General features: G+C 61.4%; 17 protein-coding genes. 3 read left to right on the top strand and 14 right to left on the bottom strand.

Annotated elements, in window-relative coordinates; translation table 11 throughout:
- The 12 genes from BANAN_RS05880 to mraZ form a co-directional block, all read right to left on the bottom strand.
- A complete protein-coding gene (locus BANAN_RS05880; protein WP_014697999.1) occupies positions 1-1,383 on the bottom strand; it encodes a cell division protein FtsQ/DivIB in 1,383 nt (460 codons plus the stop codon).
- 31 nt (positions 1,384-1,414) lie between these two features.
- Positions 1,415-2,950 carry a UDP-N-acetylmuramate--L-alanine ligase gene (gene murC, locus BANAN_RS05885; protein ID WP_041777147.1) on the bottom strand — a complete coding sequence of 512 codons (1,536 nt, stop codon included), beginning with the start codon at positions 2,948-2,950 and terminating at the stop codon, positions 1,415-1,417.
- 46 nt (positions 2,951-2,996) lie between these two features.
- Complete coding sequence (murG, locus tag BANAN_RS05890; protein WP_014698001.1) at positions 2,997-4,181, bottom strand: undecaprenyldiphospho-muramoylpentapeptide beta-N-acetylglucosaminyltransferase; 1,185 nt, start codon at positions 4,179-4,181, stop codon at positions 2,997-2,999.
- 54 nt (positions 4,182-4,235) lie between these two features.
- Complete coding sequence (locus BANAN_RS05895) at positions 4,236-5,612, bottom strand: FtsW/RodA/SpoVE family cell cycle protein (RefSeq protein ID WP_014698002.1); 1,377 nt, start codon at positions 5,610-5,612, stop codon at positions 4,236-4,238.
- Positions 5,599-7,044, bottom strand: a complete 1,446-nt coding sequence (murD, locus tag BANAN_RS05900; protein ID WP_014698003.1) for a UDP-N-acetylmuramoyl-L-alanine--D-glutamate ligase — start codon at positions 7,042-7,044, stop codon at positions 5,599-5,601. The genes BANAN_RS05895 and murD overlap by 14 nt, the downstream gene beginning before the upstream one ends.
- A 101-nt stretch (positions 7,045-7,145) precedes the next feature.
- Entirely contained in the window at positions 7,146-8,252 is a 1,107-nt protein-coding gene (gene mraY, locus BANAN_RS05905) for a phospho-N-acetylmuramoyl-pentapeptide-transferase (RefSeq protein ID WP_014698004.1), read from the bottom strand.
- 51 nt (positions 8,253-8,303) lie between these two features.
- Complete coding sequence (locus BANAN_RS05910) at positions 8,304-9,794, bottom strand: UDP-N-acetylmuramoyl-tripeptide--D-alanyl-D-alanine ligase (protein ID WP_014698005.1); 1,491 nt, start codon at positions 9,792-9,794, stop codon at positions 8,304-8,306.
- A gap of 37 nt (positions 9,795-9,831) precedes the next feature.
- Positions 9,832-10,713 (bottom strand): hypothetical protein, encoded by an 882-nt coding sequence (locus tag BANAN_RS05915; protein WP_014698006.1) that lies wholly within the window; start codon positions 10,711-10,713, stop codon positions 9,832-9,834.
- 14 nt (positions 10,714-10,727) lie between these two features.
- Positions 10,728-12,524, bottom strand: a complete 1,797-nt coding sequence (locus tag BANAN_RS05920; protein WP_014698007.1) for a peptidoglycan D,D-transpeptidase FtsI family protein — start codon at positions 12,522-12,524, stop codon at positions 10,728-10,730.
- The gene (ftsL, locus tag BANAN_RS05925) at positions 12,521-13,051 is read right to left on the bottom strand and encodes a cell division protein FtsL (protein ID WP_014698008.1); all 531 of its coding nucleotides are present in this window, start codon (positions 13,049-13,051) and stop codon (positions 12,521-12,523) included. The genes BANAN_RS05920 and ftsL overlap by 4 nt, the downstream gene beginning before the upstream one ends.
- 1 nt (position 13,052) lies before the next feature.
- Positions 13,053-14,114 (bottom strand): 16S rRNA (cytosine(1402)-N(4))-methyltransferase RsmH, encoded by a 1,062-nt coding sequence (rsmH, locus tag BANAN_RS05930; RefSeq protein ID WP_014698009.1) that lies wholly within the window; start codon positions 14,112-14,114, stop codon positions 13,053-13,055.
- Positions 14,114-14,599 carry a division/cell wall cluster transcriptional repressor MraZ gene (gene mraZ, locus BANAN_RS05935; RefSeq protein ID WP_004218636.1) on the bottom strand — a complete coding sequence of 162 codons (486 nt, stop codon included), beginning with the start codon at positions 14,597-14,599 and terminating at the stop codon, positions 14,114-14,116. The genes rsmH and mraZ overlap by 1 nt, the downstream gene beginning before the upstream one ends.
- Before the next feature lie 353 nt (positions 14,600-14,952).
- Between mraZ and BANAN_RS05940 the strand changes: the two genes are divergently transcribed.
- A complete protein-coding gene (locus BANAN_RS05940) occupies positions 14,953-17,214 on the top strand; it encodes a HelD family protein (RefSeq protein WP_014698010.1) in 2,262 nt (753 codons plus the stop codon).
- A gap of 10 nt (positions 17,215-17,224) precedes the next feature.
- On the top strand, positions 17,225-18,427 hold the full coding sequence (gene serA / locus BANAN_RS05945) for a phosphoglycerate dehydrogenase (protein ID WP_041777148.1): 1,203 nt from the start codon (positions 17,225-17,227) through the stop codon (positions 18,425-18,427).
- A gap of 55 nt (positions 18,428-18,482) precedes the next feature.
- Here the strand turns inward: serA and nrdR are convergent, their stop codons facing one another.
- Together nrdR and BANAN_RS05955 are read right to left on the bottom strand one after the other, a co-directional pair.
- Positions 18,483-18,929 (bottom strand): transcriptional regulator NrdR, encoded by a 447-nt coding sequence (nrdR, locus tag BANAN_RS05950; RefSeq protein WP_004218632.1) that lies wholly within the window; start codon positions 18,927-18,929, stop codon positions 18,483-18,485.
- Between the two features lie 91 nt (positions 18,930-19,020).
- On the bottom strand, positions 19,021-19,452 hold the full coding sequence (locus BANAN_RS05955; protein ID WP_014698012.1) for a LysM peptidoglycan-binding domain-containing protein: 432 nt from the start codon (positions 19,450-19,452) through the stop codon (positions 19,021-19,023).
- Between the two features lie 56 nt (positions 19,453-19,508).
- On the opposite strand from BANAN_RS05955, the gene lexA reads away from it, so the two are divergent.
- A complete protein-coding gene (gene lexA / locus BANAN_RS05960; RefSeq protein ID WP_014698013.1) occupies positions 19,509-20,204 on the top strand; it encodes a transcriptional repressor LexA in 696 nt (231 codons plus the stop codon).
- Positions 20,205-20,206 lie beyond the last annotated feature (2 nt).

The following is a 20,206-nucleotide window of genomic DNA, read 5'->3' on the forward strand; positions in this document are numbered from 1 at the left end:
TTATTTGATGATTGGCCTTCTCGGCGCAGAGACGTTGACCTGCTTTTTGTCGCCGATCACATTCGGGTCGTTCATGATCTTGTCGACAATCGCCATCTTGAGTTTCAGTTCCGCGCTGTCGCCCCACACGATGGTGATGCCGTTGTCGAGTGTGGTCGTCACCGAGTCCTGCGTGTTCGCGCTCACCGCGGTCACTCGGGTGCGCCAGGATTCCGGCATCGCATCGAGGATCGTCACGGCAGCGCGCACCGATCGCTGGCCGAGTGCGTCGTCGATGTTCTTCACCTCAATCACCGGAATGCCCTTGACCGCTTGATTGGTCACGGAATTGAGCACACGCGTCTGGTTGTCGACAGCCGTCAGACCGTCCTTGCCTGCAACTTTGAGCATTGCCGCCGGTCGTTGCGCGGTCACTTCTACCTCGAGACCGTTCGGGAATTTCTTCGTGGCGCGTGACGAGGAGACGCCCGGGATGTCATCGAGCTGTTGTTCCACCGACTTGTCGGAGACGATGAGCAACGATTTGCCGGCCTGCTGTTTGGCTATGTCGAGAATCTGCGTGCGGTTCACCCACTCGTTCGCGCCCATCACCGTGATTCTGTCTTGCCGCAATCTCAGTGCCGGCGAGAAGAACAGCAGCCAGATCAACGCGATGACCAGTGCGAAGACGCCCGCGCCAATGCCTATGCGCATGGCGAGCACGCGCAGATTTGCGGTTTTCCTTTCTCGTTGGCGCTCCTTGAAATCCACGACTTTCGGCCGGGTGGCGACGCCGATCGTACCGGCGGACTCATTGAGCGTGCGCGCTACCAAATCCTCGCTTTCCAGCGCCCGTGCATCGACGAACGAACCGGGCGCGGAGACGGCCTTTGACTGCGAGGACTGTGCGGTGCGCGCCGTGCGTTCCGATTCACGCCTGCGTTTGCGCACGAGTTTGCGGAAACGGTACCGTGGGCGTTTGGCCGAATCATTCGGACCAGATGACGCCTGCGTGGATTCCACGGTGGCAGATTGCCGTTCGGCATCGTGGGTTCCGGACGTGGCTGTACGAGTCTGTACTGTTCGTGACTGGCCGCCACGCACACGTCTTTCCTTGCCGGCGCGCACCGATTGCGTGGCTTTTGCCGAACGGCCGGAACGTGCCTGCCTGCCACGCATCGCCTTCGGGTACTCTTCGAACGACTGCGATTGGGTGGACGGCTGCTCATCGTCCCGCACGGCTGCGGTATTGTCTCGGGTGTGCGATTCCGGCATATCACGGCGCGAGCGGACGGCTCGGTTCCCCGATCCGGCGGACCTGACCGACCGACCGCGCGGCCACTGCGGTTCCTGCCGCTCCGAGTCCGGGGAATGACCGGAGGAGCTCACCGTACGTCTTGCCATATCGCCTTCCTATGCCGTGTTCTGCAGCTGCTCAGTCCTGCTGGGCGTTGCCGTAATGCGCTTCGAGCACATGCAGGATCACCGGCCCCATCTTCGTGATGTCACCGGCGCCCACTGTGAAGATCACGTCTCCCGGCTGCGCGCGCATAGCGAGCATCTGGGCGGCGAGACTCATATCGTCCACCGCCTCGATCTCATACGAACCGTCACCATGCACCTTGTCCACAATCGTCCTCGGGGTCACCTGCGGGAAATCAGCCTGCTTCTCGCGGGCCGGGAATATGCCGGTCACAATCACATCGTCGGCCAGTGAGAGCGCATCGGCGAACTCCTGTGCGAAGAACTGTGTGCGTGAGAAGAGATGCGGTTGGAACAGCACATGCAGCTGCGAATCGGGGTAGCGTCTGCGTGCGGCCTTGAGCAGTGCCGTGATCTCGGTTGGGTGGTGTGCGTAATCGTCCACCACGGTGATGTCGCTCACTGTGCCGCGAATCTGGAATCGGCGGTTCGCGCCGAGGAAGGTGCCGGCCGCGGCCGCCGCGCGTTCGGCGTCCATACCCAGCAGAACGGCCGCAAGAATGGCTGCCGTGGCGTTGCGGGCGTTATGCAGGCCGGGAATCCTCAAGCTCACCGGCAATGCTACGTCGGCACCGGCAAGCGCGGCGGGAATGTCGATCACGAAGTTCTCGGTGCCGCTGTTCGCGGACTCATGTTCGGAGGCGATGTGCACGAAGGTGGCGCCGTTGAGGTCGCCGAGCTCGTCGGCGGTGTGGGTGGAATAGGCGATCACCTTGCGTGCGTCCTCTGGGGCGAGCGAGCGGAGCACGGCAAGCGCCCCGGCATCGTCGACGCACATAATCACCGCGCGGCGGGCATGCGTGATATGGTCGGCGAATGCCGCGTGATAGTTCTCCTCCGTGTGGTAGTGATCGAGATGGTCGGCCTCGGCATTCGTGATGATCTCGATGTCGGGGTGGTATTTGGCAAAGCTGCCGTCGGATTCATCGGCTTCGGCGACGAGCACCGTCCCCTTGCCGACATGTCCCCCATCGAGTGTGGTACCGTCGGGTCCCTGAATGGAGCCGCCGATCGCATAGCTCGGGTCGGCGAGTTCGCCGGTGCCGGCATGCGTGAGTATGTGGGCGAGCAGCGAGCTCGTGGTCGTCTTGCCATGGGCGCCGGCGACGGTCACGGCGTGCTTGCCGTTCATGAGCAGGGCGAGAATGTCACTGCGATGCACCAATTGGGCGCCGTTGGCCACGGCTGCGACGATCTCTGGATTGTCCGGCTTGATCGCGCTGGAATATACCACCACCTGCGCATCCTGCACGTTCTCGGCGCGTTGGGTGAATTGCACCGGTATGCCGAGTGATTCCAACCGCTCGGTTTTCGCGCCCGGTTTGCGGTCCGAACCGTCGACCGGCACTCCCTGCTCATGCAGCATCTCGGCGAGCACGCTCATGCCGGCACCACCTATGCCAATGAAATGCGTGTTGCCCAGATCTGCGGCACGCAGGTCTTCGCCGAACTGTGCCACGGTCGGATCAAGCACAATGGATTCCTTCACCTTCAAGCTCCTTGTTCTGTGTCTCGCTGTTGCATGCGAATATGACCTAGCCGCGCAAGTCGGCGATGGCGAGGATTCTTCGGGCCATGCGGTCCGCCGCATCACGAATGCCATACTGCCATGCATGCTCACCATACGAACGCAATCTGGCCGGGTTCGACAGCAATCCGGGCACTTGCATGGTCACCCACTGCGAGGTGAACGATCTGTCGTCCACAATGATGCCGCCACCTGCGTCGCTCACCGGAAGCGCGTTGAACCGTTGCTCGCCGTTGCCAATGGGAAGCGGCACATACACCGCCGGCAACCCAAGCGCCGTCAGCTCGCTCACCGTGCCGGCACCGGACCTGCATATCACCAGATCCGCGCAGGCGAACGCCTTGTCTATGCGTTCCAGGTACTGCGCGACGTGGTAGTTGCGTCCAGGTTGGCTTTCCTCGCCCAGACCCGTGAGCACATCGGCTCCGGCGTTCTGCACCACCAGATCACGTACCTCGTCAATCTTGCCCTTGCCTGTCAGATGCACGATCTGCGCCACTTCGGTGAGCTGCCTGGCGCTGCCGGCAATGGCACGGTTCATGCTCTGCGCTCCCAGCGAACCGCCGGTGACCACGATGATCGGCCGGTTCGGGTCAAGACCGAGTTCGGCGGCATTGCGGGTTCGGGCGCCTTCCCTGTCGCGTTCCAGCTCCTCGGCGAGATCCGCTATGGCAGGTCGCAATGGCAGTCCCACACGCTCGATTCCGCCATCCTTTGCAGGCTTGAGTCCGGTTGCGTCGTAGGCGGTGCCAATGAACTGCGCCCAACGGGCGCCCAGCTTGTTGGCCATGCCGGCACGGGCATTCTGCTCATGGATCACCACCGGAATCCCGAGCCTATGCGCGGCGGAATAGGCCGGCGCAGATGCGTAGCCGCCGAAGCCGACGACCACCTGGGTGCCCTGGTGCTCAAGGTACTCCACCACCTTGGCCTTCTCCGCCTTCCATTTGCGGGGAAATTCCAACGCCGCACGGTTGGGTCTGCGGGGGAACGGCACCTTCTCTATCGTCTCCAGTTGATACCCGGCCTGTGGCACCAGATCGGCCTCCAGCCCCACGGCCGTTCCCAATGCGATGATGTCGGCGTCGGGGTCGAGGCGCCGAATCGCGTCGGCCACGGCGAGCAACGGATTGACGTGGCCTGCGGTGCCACCACCCGCAAGCATGATGCGGTGCTGTGTGTTCGAACTCATATCTCCACTGTACTTGATTGTGCTCTCATATAACGGATTGCGAAACGGCGAATGCTATGCGCGCGAATGCGCCGCCCCGATCTGCGGCTGGGCGCGCATCAACGAGACGCATGCGCCTGCGGCCATCAGGCAGAAGATCATCGACGAACCGCCAGCCGAGACGAACGGCAACGGGACGCCCATCACGGGGAGAATCTCCACGACGACGGCAATGTTGATGAGCGCCTGACCAGCGATCCACATCATGAAGCACAGCAATGCGACGCTGGCATACCTGTTGTGCATCTGCATGGCCACCACCACCAGACACCAGGCGATGACCACGAAGAGCAGCACCACCAGTGCGGCACCCACAAAACCAGTCTCCTCGCCAATGATGGCGAAGATGAAGTCGTTATGCGCGGCAGGCAGGTAGTTCCACTTCTCACGGGAATTGCCGAGCCCCACACCCAGCAGGCCGCCCGAAGCCAACGCGTAGTTCGAGTGGGTGGCTTGGTAGCATACGTCGATGTTATCGGCGGTGCAGCCCGTATAGGTCGCCATGATGCGTGACATGCGGTTGGAGCTGAACACCGTGAGAATCGCCACGCCCACCACGGCCACAATGCCCACCAGACCCACGTACTTCATAGGGAATCCGCTGACCACAATGGCCATGAGTCCTATGAGGATAATCACCAATGCGGTACCGAGGTCCTTGCCCAAAAGCACCGATCCCAAACCAAGCACATACAGGCCGAAGGTTCGCCCCCAGTCACCGAGGTCCCATGCCTTCCGCGACTGCCGTATCCCCGGTTTCAGCCGCATCATCGAAATCATGGCCAGTGGGAACCACAGGCAGATCGTGAACTTCATGAACTCGGCGGGTTGGAACTGGATGCCTGCGATACGCAACCAACCGCGGTTGCCGCCAACGTCGATGCCGAAGAAGAATGTGAACACCTGAACTGCCACACTGACCAAGTACATCGGCAGAGCCAGCCGCTTCAGCGTACGCCCCTTGCAGTGCGCTGCAACCAACGCGAGCACCAGACCCACCACGCTGAATCCCACCTGGTTGAGGGCCTTCGCCCACGGCGAGGAACCTGCGGCGACCATGTCGACCGACGAGCTCGAGAACACCATGATGATGCCGAACACCGTGAGGATGCCCACCGCGGCGATGAATCCATAGTAGCAGCCCAGTGGGTTGAGCAGCACGCGCCACCCTTTGTATTCGCCGGCGAAGTCGATCATGCCGAACTGTGGTGACGGGCGTTTGGAGGCGATTCGCGCCGCCGTGGCAGGGTCGTCGTGAGTGACGGTCCATGGTTGGGGCGCACCGCCCCGCCGGCTCCGGCGCACCAGCGGCTTCACCGACGGGATGTCTCCATTCGGTTTGCCGTCCTGCGCCGAACGCATCGAACGAGGTTGACGTTCAGGCTTCGGCATGTCCGTTCACCCACCGTTTCGCCTGGGCGGCGAACTGGTCACCGCGATCGGCATAGGATTTGAATTGATCCATCGAGGCGCAGGCCGGTGCCAGCAGCACCACGTCGCCCGGCTCGGCGAAGTCCGCCGCGGCATCGATGGCACGTTCCATCACTGTGGTACCATCGGCCGGGTCGATCACCGTCAACGGCAGCTCCGGTGCTTTGGCTTTCAATGCGTCGAGCATCGGTTTCTGGTCGACGCCAATTACCACGACCGCCTTGAGACGATCCCGCTCCTGCTCCACCAGCTCTTCGAAGGTGGCACCTTTGGCGAGGCCGCCGGCAATCCACACCACCGAACCGGGCGCGAAGCTGTTCAGCGAGGCACGGGCCGCATGCGCATTCGTGGCCTTCGAATCGTCGACGAAGCGAATGGTCCCTTCCGACGAAGCCAGTTCGGCCACCGTCTGAATGCGATGGTCTCCCGGTGCGAATCGCTTGAGCGCGTCGATCGCAGTAGCGACGTCTACGCCGAGACCCACCACCAGAATCAACGCGGTCAGGGCGTCGGCGAGCAGATGTGGGTAGATCGTACCATCGGGTTCGGCGAGATGCGTGAAGTCCGCAATCGGCGCCAGCGCATATGCCTCGCCGGTCTGGCCACCGCATAGGCCGCTCATGTCGACGATCCAGCCGTCCTTGATGCCAATCTGCCCCGAAACCGGCTCCCCCAACGTGAAGCCGATGTGTTCGCAGCCCTCGGCGGTCTGCGCGGTACGTGCCAGCTCGCTCACCCGGGCATCCTGCGCGTTATAGGCAATGACCCGTTTCGCGCCATCGAACACCTTGGATTTGTCGGTGGCATAGTTCGCCATACCGCCGTGCCAGTCCAAGTGGTCCGCGGCGATGTTCGTGATCGCCGCGCAATCGAGCTCCAGCGAATAGGTGAAGTGTAGCTGGAAGGAGCTCAGCTCCACGCAGAGCACATCATTGGCCGGGTCGAGTGCGGCGGCAGAGAGCGCGTTGCCTATGTTGCCCACGGCAGGGGCCGTATACCCGCACGCCTTGAGCATCTCCGATGTCATTTCGGTGGTCGAGGTCTTGCCGTTCGTGCCGGTGATGCCAATCCACGGAGCGGGCGAACCGGTGCGTTCGCTGGGCGCTCGCATGCGCCAGGCGAGCGCCACCTCGGAGATCACCTCGATGCCGCGGCTTTGCGCCTCCACAATGAACGGCGTGCGCGGGTTGAACACCGGCGACGTGCATACCAGATCGACCTCATCCCAGTCAATGTCGTCGAAGGAATGCAGGTCGGCCGCTTCCAGTTTCTCATCGACCCCGATCACCGTGGCGCCGGCATCACGCAGAATCTTCGCCATGCTGCGTCCGGAGATGCCCAGACCTGCCACCACCACGCGTTTGCCCGCCGCGTTGAATTCCTGATTACTCATTTCCCACCTCGCATGTCTTGCTGGAATACCTCATGTATGTCTCTCTACCTATACCGTCGCGGTGTTTCGGCCACATCGCCCGCTACGCCGCAAGCTTGCGATCAGTGATGCCAGAGCCCCGACAGCCCCACCCAGTTGCCATAGAAGATAATGAGCCCGGTGATGACGAACATGAGCTCGACGATCCAGAAGCGCACGACCACCTTGCTCTCGCTCCAGCCGCACAATTCGAAATGATGGTGAATCGGCGCCATCTTGAATACACGCTTATGCGTCGCCTTGAAATAGCCCACCTGAATGACGTCGCTCAGAGTCTCCACCACGAACAGACCGCCGATGACCATGGCGAGGAACTCCGTGTGGGTGATGATCGAGAGTGCGGCGAACAAGCCGCCCAATGCCAGGGAGCCGGTGTCGCCCATGAAAATGGAGGCCGGATTGCAGTTGTACCACAGGAAGCCCAGGCAGGCCACGGCCGCGCAGCATGCGATGATGCCCAAGTCGAGTGGGTCGGAGACGGCATAGGTGAAGCCGGAATGGGCCTGCCCCTTGAGATGGTACATCTGCCACATGGCGATGATCGCATACCCCACGAAGGCGATCATGGAGGAACCGGCGCACAGACCGTCGAGGCCGTCGGTGAGGTTCACCGCATTGGTCCAGGCGGCCATGAGGAAGTTCACCCAGATCACGAACAGAATGATCGCCACAATCCTACCGGCGAACTCGAAGCTCAGGAACGGCTTCTCTATGAAGCTCATGCCTGCCTGCGCCACGGGGAATCCCGACCGGGTGGGAACAATGAGCGCAAGCACTGCGAATATGGTGGCAAAGACGACCTGACCGAAGAACTTGCCTCCCACTGTGAGGCCCTCGTTTTGCTTCTTGCGTACCTTGGCGAAATCGTCGATGAAGCCGAGGACACCCATCGACACCATGGCGAACAGTGCGAGGATGGCCGCCCAAGTGGGCCGTGCCCCTGTCGTGCAGAAACGGTACAGGGCAGAGGCACACCAGCCGAGCACCACGGCCAGCACGATGACCACGCCGCCGAGCGTTGGCGTGCCGCGTTTGACCTGATGCGACTTGGGGCCGTCTTGGCGGATGTACTGACCGTAATTGAGCTTGTGCACAATGCGGATCAGCAAAGGGGTACCGACGAGCGTGATGATCAACGACGTCAGAATTCCTATGATGAGGGCGATCACGAGGTTACTCCATTCGTGGGTGTTGTTGCCTTGTAGTTGTTGGGTTCCGTGTTATTCGGCCTCGGCGGCCCACTGTGTCGCCAACGCGCTCAGACCTGAGGCGTGGGACCCCTTGAGCAGCACCAGCATGTCGGGGTGTTCAGCGTTGAGTGCGCGAATCAGATCGTCGGCCTGCTGAGTGGTCTTCACCGCCCGAACCGGTCGCATGTCGTCTGCACCCCTCGCCTCTGTGCCGCCGTCCGCAATGTCCTGCGCCAACGCGTTGAGTGAGACGTCATCGCCGCCACCCACGCAGATTAGCGCATCCACACCGCCATCGAGCGCATAGGCGCCAATCGTCCTGTGCAGGTTATGCTCATCGGAGCCGAGTTCAAGCATCGAGCCGAGCACGGCCACACGGTAAGGCTGCTGATCCTCCTGGCTACGCCATGCCATGAGGCCATCGATTCCCGCGCGCATAGAGTCCGGATTCGCGTTGAAGGAATCGTCGATGAGTGTGAATCGTGCACCATCCCGTTCCACCTCACTCATCGCCATGCGATGCGGGCTGATCCTGCGGGTGTCCGCCAACACCCGGGCGATGCGTTCGAGCGGCATGCCCAGCAGCTTGGCCACGCTCGCCGCGGCCAACGCATTCATCACGTTGTGGCGGCCGCCGATGCCGAGCGACACACGCTGTTCCACTCCCTGCGAAGACACGAGCGCGAACACGGGGTGCCCCAGATCGTCCAGTGCAATGTCGTCGGCAGCCATATAGCCGTCGATATCATGGGCCTGCGCCTTGTCGATGCCGAACCAGAACACATCGTCCTTGGCGATGCCGCTCATCGCCGCCACACGCTCATCGTCGGCATTAAGCACCGTGACCGCATTCGGCGCCTCCCCACGTATGATCTCGCTCTTTGCCTGGGCGATGCGTTTCACCGAACCGAATTCACCCAAATGAGCGACGCCCACCTTGAGCACCACAGCGATGTCGGGCGGCGCGATCTTCGTGAGTCTGGCGATCTCACCGATGTGGTTGGCCCCCATCTCAGCCACCAGGTATCGCGTGCGTTTCCCCACCTTCAGCGCCGTCAAGGGCAGCCCGATCTCATTGTTGAACGATCCCTGCGGTGCCACGGTCTCGCCTTGCGTGCTCAGCAACGCATGGAGCAGGTCCTTCGTGGTGGTCTTGCCCACCGAACCGGTGATGCCGATGATCGTGAACGGCTCATCGATGGCCTTGCGCGACTCGAGATTGGCTTTGGCCAACGCCCCCAACGCCGCCACCGTATCGGGAACCACAATCTGCGCGATGGGAGCCGACTCGATCTCACGCTCCACCAATGCTGCCACAGCGCCTTGCCGGGCCGCCGCATCCACGAAATCATGACCGTCCACATGCTCGCCGGCAATCGCCACGAACAGCGACCCGTCGACGACCTGCCGTGAATCGGTCACCACGCCCGTGGCGGTCACCGTCTCCAGATCATCGCAGTCGCAATGCTCCGCAGAGCCATGCACGGCCTGCACCATCTGCGCCAACGTCATTCGCATCATGTCTGTTCCTCACTGTTCCTTTCGGAAAATCCTGCGCTCAGTGCAGTTCCCTCGACACCCGCAGGGCGCTGCGAATGTTCGCTTTCTTCACACCTGCGGCCATCACCATGGCAATCGCCAGCGACAGCGACCTCACCTTGTCGAGCCCGAAATCCGCTTGCACGGCCATCTGATCGGTCTCATCGGTGCGGAAGGCGATATGCGTGCCTTCATCAATGCCACAGCCATACCGTTCGCTGGCCTGTTCCACTAAGTCCTGCCCCGCCATGGGGTCGGCCACACCGTCATAGCCGATCACATCGGCCCCCACCGATTGCAGGGCGTCAGGCTGCAATGTATTGTCGTCCAAGGCGAGAATCACTGCGGCGGCGCCGTCCTCGGCACATACCGAGAGCACCCGCTGCGTGGAGAGAATGTCCATCGGGTACCTCAAATCGAGGAATCGGTCCAACGACTGCGAGTCGCCGGCGCAGATCGTGCCCACAGGATTGCCGAGCATGTGCAGGAACTGGGAGAGCATCACCACATTGGCATGGATCTGGTCATCGTTGATCCCGGCGACGGCGAACACCGCCAAGGTTCCCGCCGGATTCCCGGTCATATTCGATGCGATCTGGCCTATCTCGCGTGGGGTCGGGTCGGCGTACACCAAGGGGATGTCGGATTCCAGGTCGCTCGATCTCATCGACTTCGGGAGCATCACCGCATAGGCGCCTTTCCGTGAGGCGGCCGCCACCCTGGCGGCATCGATACGTTTGCCCGGCATGAACAACGACCCGGCGGTCACCGAATCGATGTCGCTGGCCAGCGACGTGACGGTGACCGCACGGGAGAACTTCGGCGAGAGCTCGTACCCGTACCGGTCTGCAAGCATGCCCAATGTGGTGCGGTGCGTGGCCGCTTCGCTCAGTGAACTCATATGAACTCCTTGCCTCACCATTTCACCGGGAGGGCGTCCTTGCGCGGCGTGGATGCCGGCACTTCGTACTTCTGCATGAGGAACTGGCCTATCTCCGCGGTGACCGGGCCGGCGGTCAGACCGCCATAGTTGCCTTCCGGGTCACGAAGCACCACGGTGACCACATAGCGTGGGTTGTCGGCTGGGATGATGGCCGTGTAGTCGCTGATCAGCGATGACAACTTGCCGTCGTCGCCGACGATCTCGGCGGTTCCGGACTTCGAGGCAACACGGTAGCCGCTCACGCCGGCGAACTTCTGGTAGTGCTCCGCCACCGATTCCATGGCGTTGAGCAGCTCATTCGCCGCGCTTTCGTCGACGACGCGTTTGGATTCGCCGGGATCGACCTTCTCCTCGCGCCCGTTGGAGGCCGTGACCGATTTGATGATGCTCTGGGGCTTCATCACGCCCTTGTTCGCCACGACGGCTATGGCGTTGGTCAGCTGCAGCGCGTTCGTGGAGTAGCCCTGACCGAACAGCACGGTATTGCGGGTACGGCCGTCCCATGCGTTGGCCGGCGTGAGCACGCCCTGCGATTCACCGGGAAGGTGCAGGGAGGAGGGTTGGCCTATGCCGAATTTCGAGAGATACTCGTAGCGCTTGTCGTCGGGGAAATTGTCGGAGGCCTGGATGGTGCCCACATTCGAGGATTGCTCGAGCACGCCGGCAAGCGTCCAACGCTCGGCGCCATGGTTGAACGAATCCTTGTAGGTCTGACCGTCCAGCGTGATGCTGTCGGGCACGGTGAAACGGTCACCCATATGGTGCAGCTTCTCCTGCAACAGACCGCCCATGGTGAACACCTTGCCAATGGAGCCGGGCTCGAACACCTGGTTGACGCTTCGCGCCACCTGCACCTTGGCATCGTCGGATCCGGCCTCGATCTTGTCGGTGTCGGCCAGAGCGATGATCTCGCCGGTGCGAACGTCCTCCACCACGCCAATGCCCCAGCGTGCCTTGTACTTCTCCTGTGCATCGGCGAGAATCTTCTCCACACGCCATTGCACGTCACGGTCGATGGTCAGCGTCACATTCGAGCCGTCCACCGCCTCCTTCGAGTCGGTCATCGTGCCGGGGATCTCCTCACCGCCATTGCCCTGCTGATACACCTGATAGCCGTCGGTACCGGTGAGCGTCTTGTTCTGCAGTTGCTCGATGCCGGCGACACCTTCCCCTTCGGCATTGACACCCCCGAGCAACGCTCCCATGAGCGTGCCGTTCGAATACAGGCGTTCATTGCTCAGCTCCGAATAGACAATGCCCCCCAAGTACAGCTGCGAAATCTTGCGCTTGACCTCAGGCGTCACGTCTTTCTTCAGTACGGCGTACTGGCCGGTGCCCGACAGCTTGCCGCCTATCTCCGAGGCGCTCATGCCAAGCAGTGGGGCGAGCAGCTGGGAGACCGCGGCCACACCTGTGGTGGTCAGCGGCTTGCCGTCGATCTGCTGGCAATACGGTTTGGTCGCTGCCGTGCATGCCGTCGGCTCGAAGGTCTGCGCCGCATCCGGATTGCCTATGATCGTGTAGCGTTCCACGCTTTGGGCCAGCACCACGCCGTTCGTGTCCATGATCTTGCCACGCTTGGCCTGCAACGTCACCTTGAGCGTGCGGCTCTGCTGTGCGGCCATGGCCAATTGCGGGCCTTCGATGAGCTGAATGTACACCAGTTTGCCCAGACAGCACACGGCCAGCACCGCCATCACCACCGTGATGACGAGGGTGCGGCGCATCAACTGCGAGGCGCCGTTCCATTTGGCTTTCAGGCCCTTCATTCGGTGGCACCTCCCTGGCTGGTGTCATGCTGGTTCGATGTCGGATGCTGGTTGGCCGATTCCCCGGTTGCCGCCTTCTCGTCCTTTGGGGGCTGGTAACCGTTGAGATCTATCGTGAGGGAGCCCGAGGCGGGCACCATGTTGAGTTTCTGCGCGCGATCCGGCAGCGTGGCTTCCAGATTCGAGAGTTTCGCCTGATCATCTTCCACATCCTGCCGAAGCATCGTGATGTTCTGCTCCACTTGCGACGATTCGAAGGAGTTCTCCACCATCTGGGTACGCAACATCAACGTGCCGATCCAGCACAGCACCAGAAACAGGATCGCAATGGCGGTGTGCAGCCATGGGCGCGGGCGGCTACGCGTCCACGCGATGACGTTGCCAGCCACATGGGCGCCATGCCCCGCCTCCTTGGCGTGGTGCTCTCCGGACTCCACCACATGCAGGTGCGGGCGCTTGAGCGCCGGATCCGATTGCCTGCCCGCAGGTGACACGTTCGAACGTGTCGATTGCATTGGAACCGCCATGTTATCCCCTCCTCGCATGGGTACGGCGCCGGTGGCTGTGCGCTCCGCGAGCACCGTCATCCGGCCCTTGAGATTCCAGTTCGAAGGTATGGAGCCAACGCTGCGGCAGCGGGCGCGTGAGTTCGACCGCGCGCAACCTTACGGACGCGCTGCGCGGATTGTAGGCAATCTCGTCGGCATCGGCTTTCACCGCTCCCTTGGTGAGTGCCTTGAAGAACGGCTGCATATCCGGCGGGATCACCGGCATATCGGCCGGAGCGTCAACCCGCAGCCCCTGCGCCATGAAATTCTTCACCGTGCGATCTTCCAGCGAATGGTACGACTCCACCACCAAACGGCCGCCGACAGCAAGATGGAGCCCGATCTGCGGCAGCGTACGCCGAAGCTTGTCGAGTTCCCCGTTCACTTCGATGCGCAGTGCCTGGAACACACGTTTGGCCGGATTGCCGCCACCACGCTTGGCAGCCGGAATCACCGCATCGACCAAGGCAGTGAGCTGGCTCGAGGTTTCGAGAGGACTGGTCTGGCGCTGCTGCACAATGCGCTTGGCTATCGGCCTGCTGAAGCGCTCCTCGCCATACTCCTTGAATATATGCGCAAGCCGGTCCGCGTCATAGGTCGCGAGAATCTCGCGGGCCGTCAACGACTGGGAGGTGTCCATGCGCATGTCGAGCGGGGCATCATGCGCATACGAGAACCCGCGTTCGCGTTCATCAATCTGCAAGCTCGACAACCCCAGATCCATGAACACAGCCTGCACCTGGCTCACACCCTGTGCACGCAACACCTCGTCAAACTGGTCGAAAGCGGCGTGCACCGGAATGAATCGTGCGGACAGCCCCTCCTGGGCAATGCGTGCGGTGGCCTTCTCCAATGCCTCCTCGTCACGGTCTATGCCGATCACCGTGGCGTTCGTGGCGGCCTTGAGGAACGCAATCGTATGCCCGGCCAGCCCGAGCGTGCAATCCACGGCGACGGAATCCAAGGCATGCAAAGCGGGAGTGACGAGATCAACGCACTCCTGAAGAAGCACCGGCTTGTGAATCTGCGAGAAATCGGTCATCAGAACTCCAAGTCCGGCAGCACATCGTCGGCAATGTCCGAATATTCCGGCTCGTTGTCACTCAAATACTGCTCCCACGCCTTCCTGTTCCATATCTCGGCGCGCGTGCCCACGCCGATCACCACAATGTCGTCACCGAGATCCGCATACTCGCGCAGCATCTGCGGCACCACCACACGCCCCTGCTTGTCGGTGTCCTGATCGACCGCGCCGCTGAGAAACACGCGCAGATACTGGCGGGCCGCCTTGTTGCCCACCGAGACGCGCTGAATCTGTGCAGCGATGCGGCGGAACTCAGACTGCGGCAGCAGATATACGCAGCGTTCCTGCCCGCGCGCCATGACCATGCCCTCACCGAGCTGCGCACGCATCTTCGCCGGGATGGCCATGCGCCCTTTGGCGTCGATCTTCGGGTTGTACGTGCCGAGTAACAGCGGAGGAACCACGGGCGCGGAGGAGTCCGGCTCGACTGGTTCGTCAGTCATGGCTCCTCCTATCAACACGCATGCGAACTCTTCGTCTCTCCACTCTACCCCACCACTCACCTAAATTCTCCACTACACACCCAAAACCGACGAAACACGCGCTTCTTCACAAAAAACTCCGCTTCCGACACCACTCATGGCGCACTGGCAGCGGCATCCGCCGCCTCAGGCACCCGAAAAGAACCGCATAGAATACCTGAAAATTCATTTTTTCCACTCAAATTGCAATCCGGAAAGATTGATTTCGCCCATTGCGATGCCATACGGATTGTTCTTCCGGGCATACGCCCCTGCGGTAGCCGTCGATTGGTAAGATAGTGTGGCTTCAGTCAGACTAGGGAATGTACGGGAACATGTCACAGTACTCTTCGCAGATTCAGGAAGAACAACAGGTAGTGGACCGCGCCTACGGCAGGCTCGACGACCTTCGCACACAGGCGCGCGAACGCCTGAGCGACGTGCGCGCGGCCGGATCCCACGGCTCGCCCACGCAGCGCACCGAACGTGACTCCTTCGCCACCATGTACGAGGACCGGCTCACCCAGCTGCGCGCCGTCGAGGACCGTCTGGTGTTCGGCCGCCTTGACGACGAGTCGGGGAACCGACGCTACATAGGTCGCATCGGCCTTTCCGACGAGAACCATGAGCCAATGCTCACGGATTGGCGCGCCGAGGCTGCACGCCCGTTCTACGAGGCGACTCCGTCGCATCATGGCGACATCGTGATGCGTCGCCATATCACGTTGCACTTCCGCGAGGTCGTGGGCATTGAAGATGAGGTGCTCGACGTGCATTCACCCCACGTCAACACCGCGTCCGAGCAGGGAACGCTCACGGGCGAGGGCGCCCTTCTGGCCTCCCTCGGGTCACGACGCACCGGCAAGATGACCGACATCGTGGCCACCATCCAAGGCGAGCAGGACCGCATCATCCGCGCGGCACTGCGCGGGGCCGTCATTGTTCAGGGAGGACCGGGCACCGGCAAGACCGCAGTGGCCCTGCATCGCGCCGCCTACCTGCTCTACACGCATCGCCGTATGCTCGACCGTTCCGGAGTGCTCGTGGTCGGCCCCAGCGAGGAGTTCCTGCACTATATCGATCAGGTGCTGCCGTCGTTGGGAGAGACGGGCGTGGTGAGCCGCACGATCGGCGAACTGATTCCGGGCATGGTGGCCGAACGTCACGACGAACCGCATGTGGCACAGCTCAAAGGCGAACGCCGCATGGCCGATGCAATCGCCAACGCGGTGGCGGCGCGCGAACGGGTGCCGGCCAATCTGCCCACCGTGTATTTCAACGGCATTCCGGTCACCATGAGGGCAGCCGACGTCACCGAAGCCATCGCTTCGGCACGACGCACCCGTCAGCCGCACAACAAAGCGCGTGAGACCTTCGTGAACGAAATGCTCGAACGCATGCGCTCCCAGTACATCGAACAGCTCGACTACACCCCGGAGGCGGCCGAGGTCTCCGACTTCATGAACCAGCTGCGTCTTTCCGATCCCATCCGCATCGCGCTCAACCTGGCATGGCTTCCCATGGACGCCAAATGGATGCTCGACCAGATGCTCTCGAAACCCGCACAACTCAAGCGTTACGCCCCGTGGCTCACCGAAGCGCAGGTACGCATGCTCACACGTCCCCGCGGAGCCGCATTCACACGTTCCGACATCCCGCTGCTCGACGAGGCCATGGAACTGCTCGGCGCCGACCCCCGCGAGGCTGCACGTGCCGCGGCGCGCAACGCCAAACGGGAGGAGGAGGAACGCTTCGCCGCCGACACCCTGGCACAGAATGGCATCGGCTCGGGCATCGTCAACTCGAAGATGCTGGTGGATCATATGAATGGTGACGACGCCGAACTGGTGGCACAACATGCTGCCGCCGACCGCGAATGGACCTATGGCCACATTGTGGTGGATGAGGCGCAGGAACTCACCGCCATGGACTGGCGCATGCTCATACGCCGTTGCCCCTCACGCTCATTCACCATTGTGGGCGATGTCGCTCAGACCTCGGCTCTTGGCGGCACGCGCGACTGGAAGAAGACGATGACACCGCTCTTCGGCGAGCATAACTGGAGCCTCAATGAACTGACGATCAACTACCGCAACCCGCAGGAGGTCTCGAACCTCGCCTCGTCTTTCGCCGAGCGCGAAGGACTCTATATTTCCACAGTCAAGGCGATTCGCTCGATTCCCGACTCGGTGCAGCGTCTGGTGGTGGACGACGACACGACGATGTACGACGAACTGAGCTTCCACGCGGCATCGCTCGCCAAGGAATTCATCGACAGCGACGGCAACGGCCGCGTGGCAGTCATTGTGCCCCAGGAGATCAAAGACGCCGCCCGCAGTGCCATCTCACGGCGGTTCAAGCGCATCGCCGACACCAGTCAGATGCACATCGAGGATTCCCAGTTGCTGGTCTGCGACGCCCAGTCGGTGAAAGGCTTGGAATACGATGCGGTGATTGTGGCCCAGCCGGGACTGATTGCACAGGAGGCCCCGAGTCGTCTGGCTGCGGCGGCTGATCTGTATGTGGCGTTGACACGCCCGACCCAGCGTCTGCTTATAGTACGGACAAGAGAAGATGAAAACCTACTGACCCTTTAAGGTGGGAAGCATGCCTAAAGCTCTACTGTTGGAAAACATTCATCCACTCGCCGCGGAGAGCCTTCGCGCCCACGGGTTCGAAGTGGAGACCCGCAAGGGTGCGCTCTCCGAACGGGAACTCATCGACGCGCTCGAGGGTGTCGACGTGCTTGGCGTGCGTTCCAAGACCACGGTGACCCGAGCGGTCATCGATGCACGCCCCACCTTGACCGCCATCGGCTGCTTCTGCATCGGCACGAACCAAGTGGACCTGAACCATGCCGCCAAGAACGGCATCGCCGTATTCAACGCACCATATTCGAACACGCGTTCCGTGGTGGAACTGGTGATCTGCGACATCATATGCCTGATGCGACGCATCCCCGCCCACACACACCATATGAAGCATGGTGTATGGGACAAGTCCGCTTCCGGCTCCCATGAGGTTCGCGGCAAGACCCTCGGCATCATCGGCTACGGCAACATCGGTTCACAGCTCTCGGTGCTCGCCGAGGCGCTCGGCATGAGTGTCATCTTCTACGACCTCGAGGAGAAACTCGCGCTCGGTAATGCACGTCGATGCGAAACGCTCAACGAGCTGCTCAACGAGGCAGACGCCGTGACCATCCATGTGGACGGCCGCAAGTCGAACACCGGCTTCTTCGGTGAGGAGCAATTCTCGCAGATGAAGCAGAACGCCATCTTCATCAACGCCTCCCGAGGCTTCGTCGTCGACCTCGATGCACTGAAGGAGCACCTGGATTCAGGGCATCTTTCAGGGGCCGCCATTGACGTGTTCCAGAACGAACCGAAGAAGACCGGCGACCCGTTCTCCACACCGCTGGCCGATGAGGACAACATGATCCTCACCCCGCACATCGGCGGTTCGACGCTGGAGGCGCAGGAGAACATCGCGCAGTTCGTTTCCCAAAGGCTTGAGGATTATTGGTTCAAGGCATCGACCATGCTCTCCGTGAACCTGCCGCAAATCACCACCGGCCCCTGTAAAGGAGCGGCACGTATCGCCCATCTGCACGCCAACCTGCCGGGCGTGCTGGCCAAGGTGAACCAGGTGCTTGGCGAGCAGGACATCAACATTAGCGCACAAGCGCTCGGCACCGAGGGTGAAATCGGCTATGTGGTGACTGACGTGACCAAGTGTCCCGACGAGGTCACCATCGACGCGCTGGACGCCATCACCGGCACAATCCGCACCCGGGTCATCGAAAGCTGATATCCAGAGCTGATGCTGGTTTCCGCTTGCTCAGCTGGGCAAGCGGAAACCAGCATCATTCCGAATCCCTCAGCGCATCGATGGCGTGCTGGAAATCCTCGAGATCCTCGAAGTTCTGGTACACGCTGGCGAACCGCAAGTAGGCGACCTCGTCGAGGTCTTTCAGCGGCCTCAGAATCGCCTTGCCCACCTCGTCGGACGGAACCTGCGCCACGCCGCGGGCACGGAGGTCCTCCTCCACCTGCTGACCTAGCCGTTTCAGATCATCCTCGTGAATGGGTCTGCCCTGACATGCTTTGCGCACACCGGCAATGACCTTGTTCCTATCGAACTGTTCGACGTTGCCGGATCGCTTCTTCACCAACAGCATCGTGGTCTCAAGCGTACTGAAGCGTGCCCCGCAATTGGGGCATTCACGACGCCGGCGAATCGAGTGGCCGTCGTCGCTGATTCGGGTATCGATCACCTTGGTATCGGGATTCTGGCAGAAAGGACAATGCATACTCCAAGAATAGCGCGCCCACGGCCCATGTTCGCATTGCCCCGAATGTATTTGCACATGAAATGCCATGCCATGACACTTGGCAGAGCACTCACAGCGGAATCACCAGATGCTGACCTGCCTGAATGCTGCCCCCAGGCAGATTGTTCACCTGCTTGAGCCGTTCCACCCGCTGATAGGCACTGGACGAATCACCGGGGAACCTCGAAGCGATGCTCCACAACGAATCTCCGGGTTGCACCGTGTAGTGCACGACTTCCGAGGAAGCCGCCTCCGAAGGTACAGTGTTTTCACGCGCGCCAGCAGTCACACAGCACAGCGCGAAGCATGCCAGCATGGCCACCACCACGGCAAGAATGCGGTGATGTGCGCGAAGGAAGGAATTCCGATATCGCTCGTTCACCGTTTTCGCCTGCACCTGCACAATCGACTTCGAACGCATGACCACTCCTTCGAACAAATGTTCTAACAGATGTAGCCCATATTCGCACATCTGTTCGATGATGTCAATCCGTTCGAACATCTGTTTGATTTTTCAGGCGTTTCGCGGTAGGGTATGCACATAGGAAAGGACACGACATGAGCAACCTCGACGCACCCACGCCGGCCGGCGGCCGACCGAGCCTGGAATCCCTCACGCAACGGCAGCTGCAGGTACTCGATGCCATCCGCAAACTCTTGGAGAAGCAAGGGTTCGCGCCGTCGCTGCGGGAAATCGGCAAAGCCGCCAACCTCAAGAGCACATCATCGGTGCAGCATCAGCTCCATGCATTGGAAAGCAAAGGATTCATCCGCCGCGACCCCAACAAAGGCCGGGCCATCGAGCTTGTTGAGACACAGGACGACACATCCGGCGGCAATCCCGTCGTTCCCTTCGACGGCATGGCTTTGGAACCATCCGACTTTCTCGACGTTCCTCTGGTCGGAGCCATCGCCGCAGGGCAGCCCATCACTGCCGAGCAGCATGTGGAGGATGTCATGCGTCTGCCTGTGCGGCTCACCGGAACCGGCAATCTGTTCATGCTCGAGGTCAAAGGTGACTCGATGATCGACGCGGCCATATGCGACGGGGACTTCGTCGTCGTGCGTGAACAGCACAATGCAGAGAACGGCGACATTGTGGCCGCGCTGCTTGACGACGAGGCCACCGTGAAAACATTCCGGCAGGAGCACGGTCATACTTGGCTCATCCCCCACAATCCGAACTATGCACCCATCGACGGCACCCATGCACAGATCATGGGCAAGGTCGTCACCGTACTGCGCAAAATCTGACG

Origin of the sequence: Bifidobacterium animalis subsp. animalis ATCC 25527 (assembly GCF_000260715.1) — a bacterium.
GTDB classification, from domain to species: Bacteria; Actinomycetota; Actinomycetes; order Actinomycetales; family Bifidobacteriaceae; genus Bifidobacterium; species Bifidobacterium animalis.

Coding starts and splice junctions, on each gene's coding strand:
- BANAN_RS05880 (WP_014697999.1), bottom strand. CDS start 1,383: ATGGCAAGACGTACGGTGAGCTCCTCCGGTCATTCCCCGGACTCGGAG.
- murG (WP_014698001.1), bottom strand. CDS start 4,181: ATGAGTTCGAACACACAGCACCGCATCATGCTTGCGGGTGGTGGCACC.
- BANAN_RS05895 (WP_014698002.1), bottom strand. CDS start 5,612: ATGCCGAAGCCTGAACGTCAACCTCGTTCGATGCGTTCGGCGCAGGAC.
- murD (WP_014698003.1), bottom strand. CDS start 7,044: ATGAGTAATCAGGAATTCAACGCGGCGGGCAAACGCGTGGTGGTGGCA.
- BANAN_RS05910 (WP_014698005.1), bottom strand. CDS start 9,794: ATGATGCGAATGACGTTGGCGCAGATGGTGCAGGCCGTGCATGGCTCT.
- BANAN_RS05915 (WP_014698006.1), bottom strand. CDS start 10,713: ATGAGTTCACTGAGCGAAGCGGCCACGCACCGCACCACATTGGGCATG.
- BANAN_RS05920 (WP_014698007.1), bottom strand. CDS start 12,524: ATGAAGGGCCTGAAAGCCAAATGGAACGGCGCCTCGCAGTTGATGCGC.
- ftsL (WP_014698008.1), bottom strand. CDS start 13,051: ATGGCGGTTCCAATGCAATCGACACGTTCGAACGTGTCACCTGCGGGC.
- rsmH (WP_014698009.1), bottom strand. CDS start 14,114: ATGACCGATTTCTCGCAGATTCACAAGCCGGTGCTTCTTCAGGAGTGC.
- mraZ (WP_004218636.1), bottom strand. CDS start 14,599: ATGACTGACGAACCAGTCGAGCCGGACTCCTCCGCGCCCGTGGTTCCT.
- BANAN_RS05940 (WP_014698010.1), top strand. CDS start 14,953: ATGTCACAGTACTCTTCGCAGATTCAGGAAGAACAACAGGTAGTGGAC.
- serA (WP_041777148.1), top strand. CDS start 17,225: ATGCCTAAAGCTCTACTGTTGGAAAACATTCATCCACTCGCCGCGGAG.
- nrdR (WP_004218632.1), bottom strand. CDS start 18,929: ATGCATTGTCCTTTCTGCCAGAATCCCGATACCAAGGTGATCGATACC.
- BANAN_RS05955 (WP_014698012.1), bottom strand. CDS start 19,452: ATGTTCGAACGGATTGACATCATCGAACAGATGTGCGAATATGGGCTA.
- lexA (WP_014698013.1), top strand. CDS start 19,509: ATGAGCAACCTCGACGCACCCACGCCGGCCGGCGGCCGACCGAGCCTG.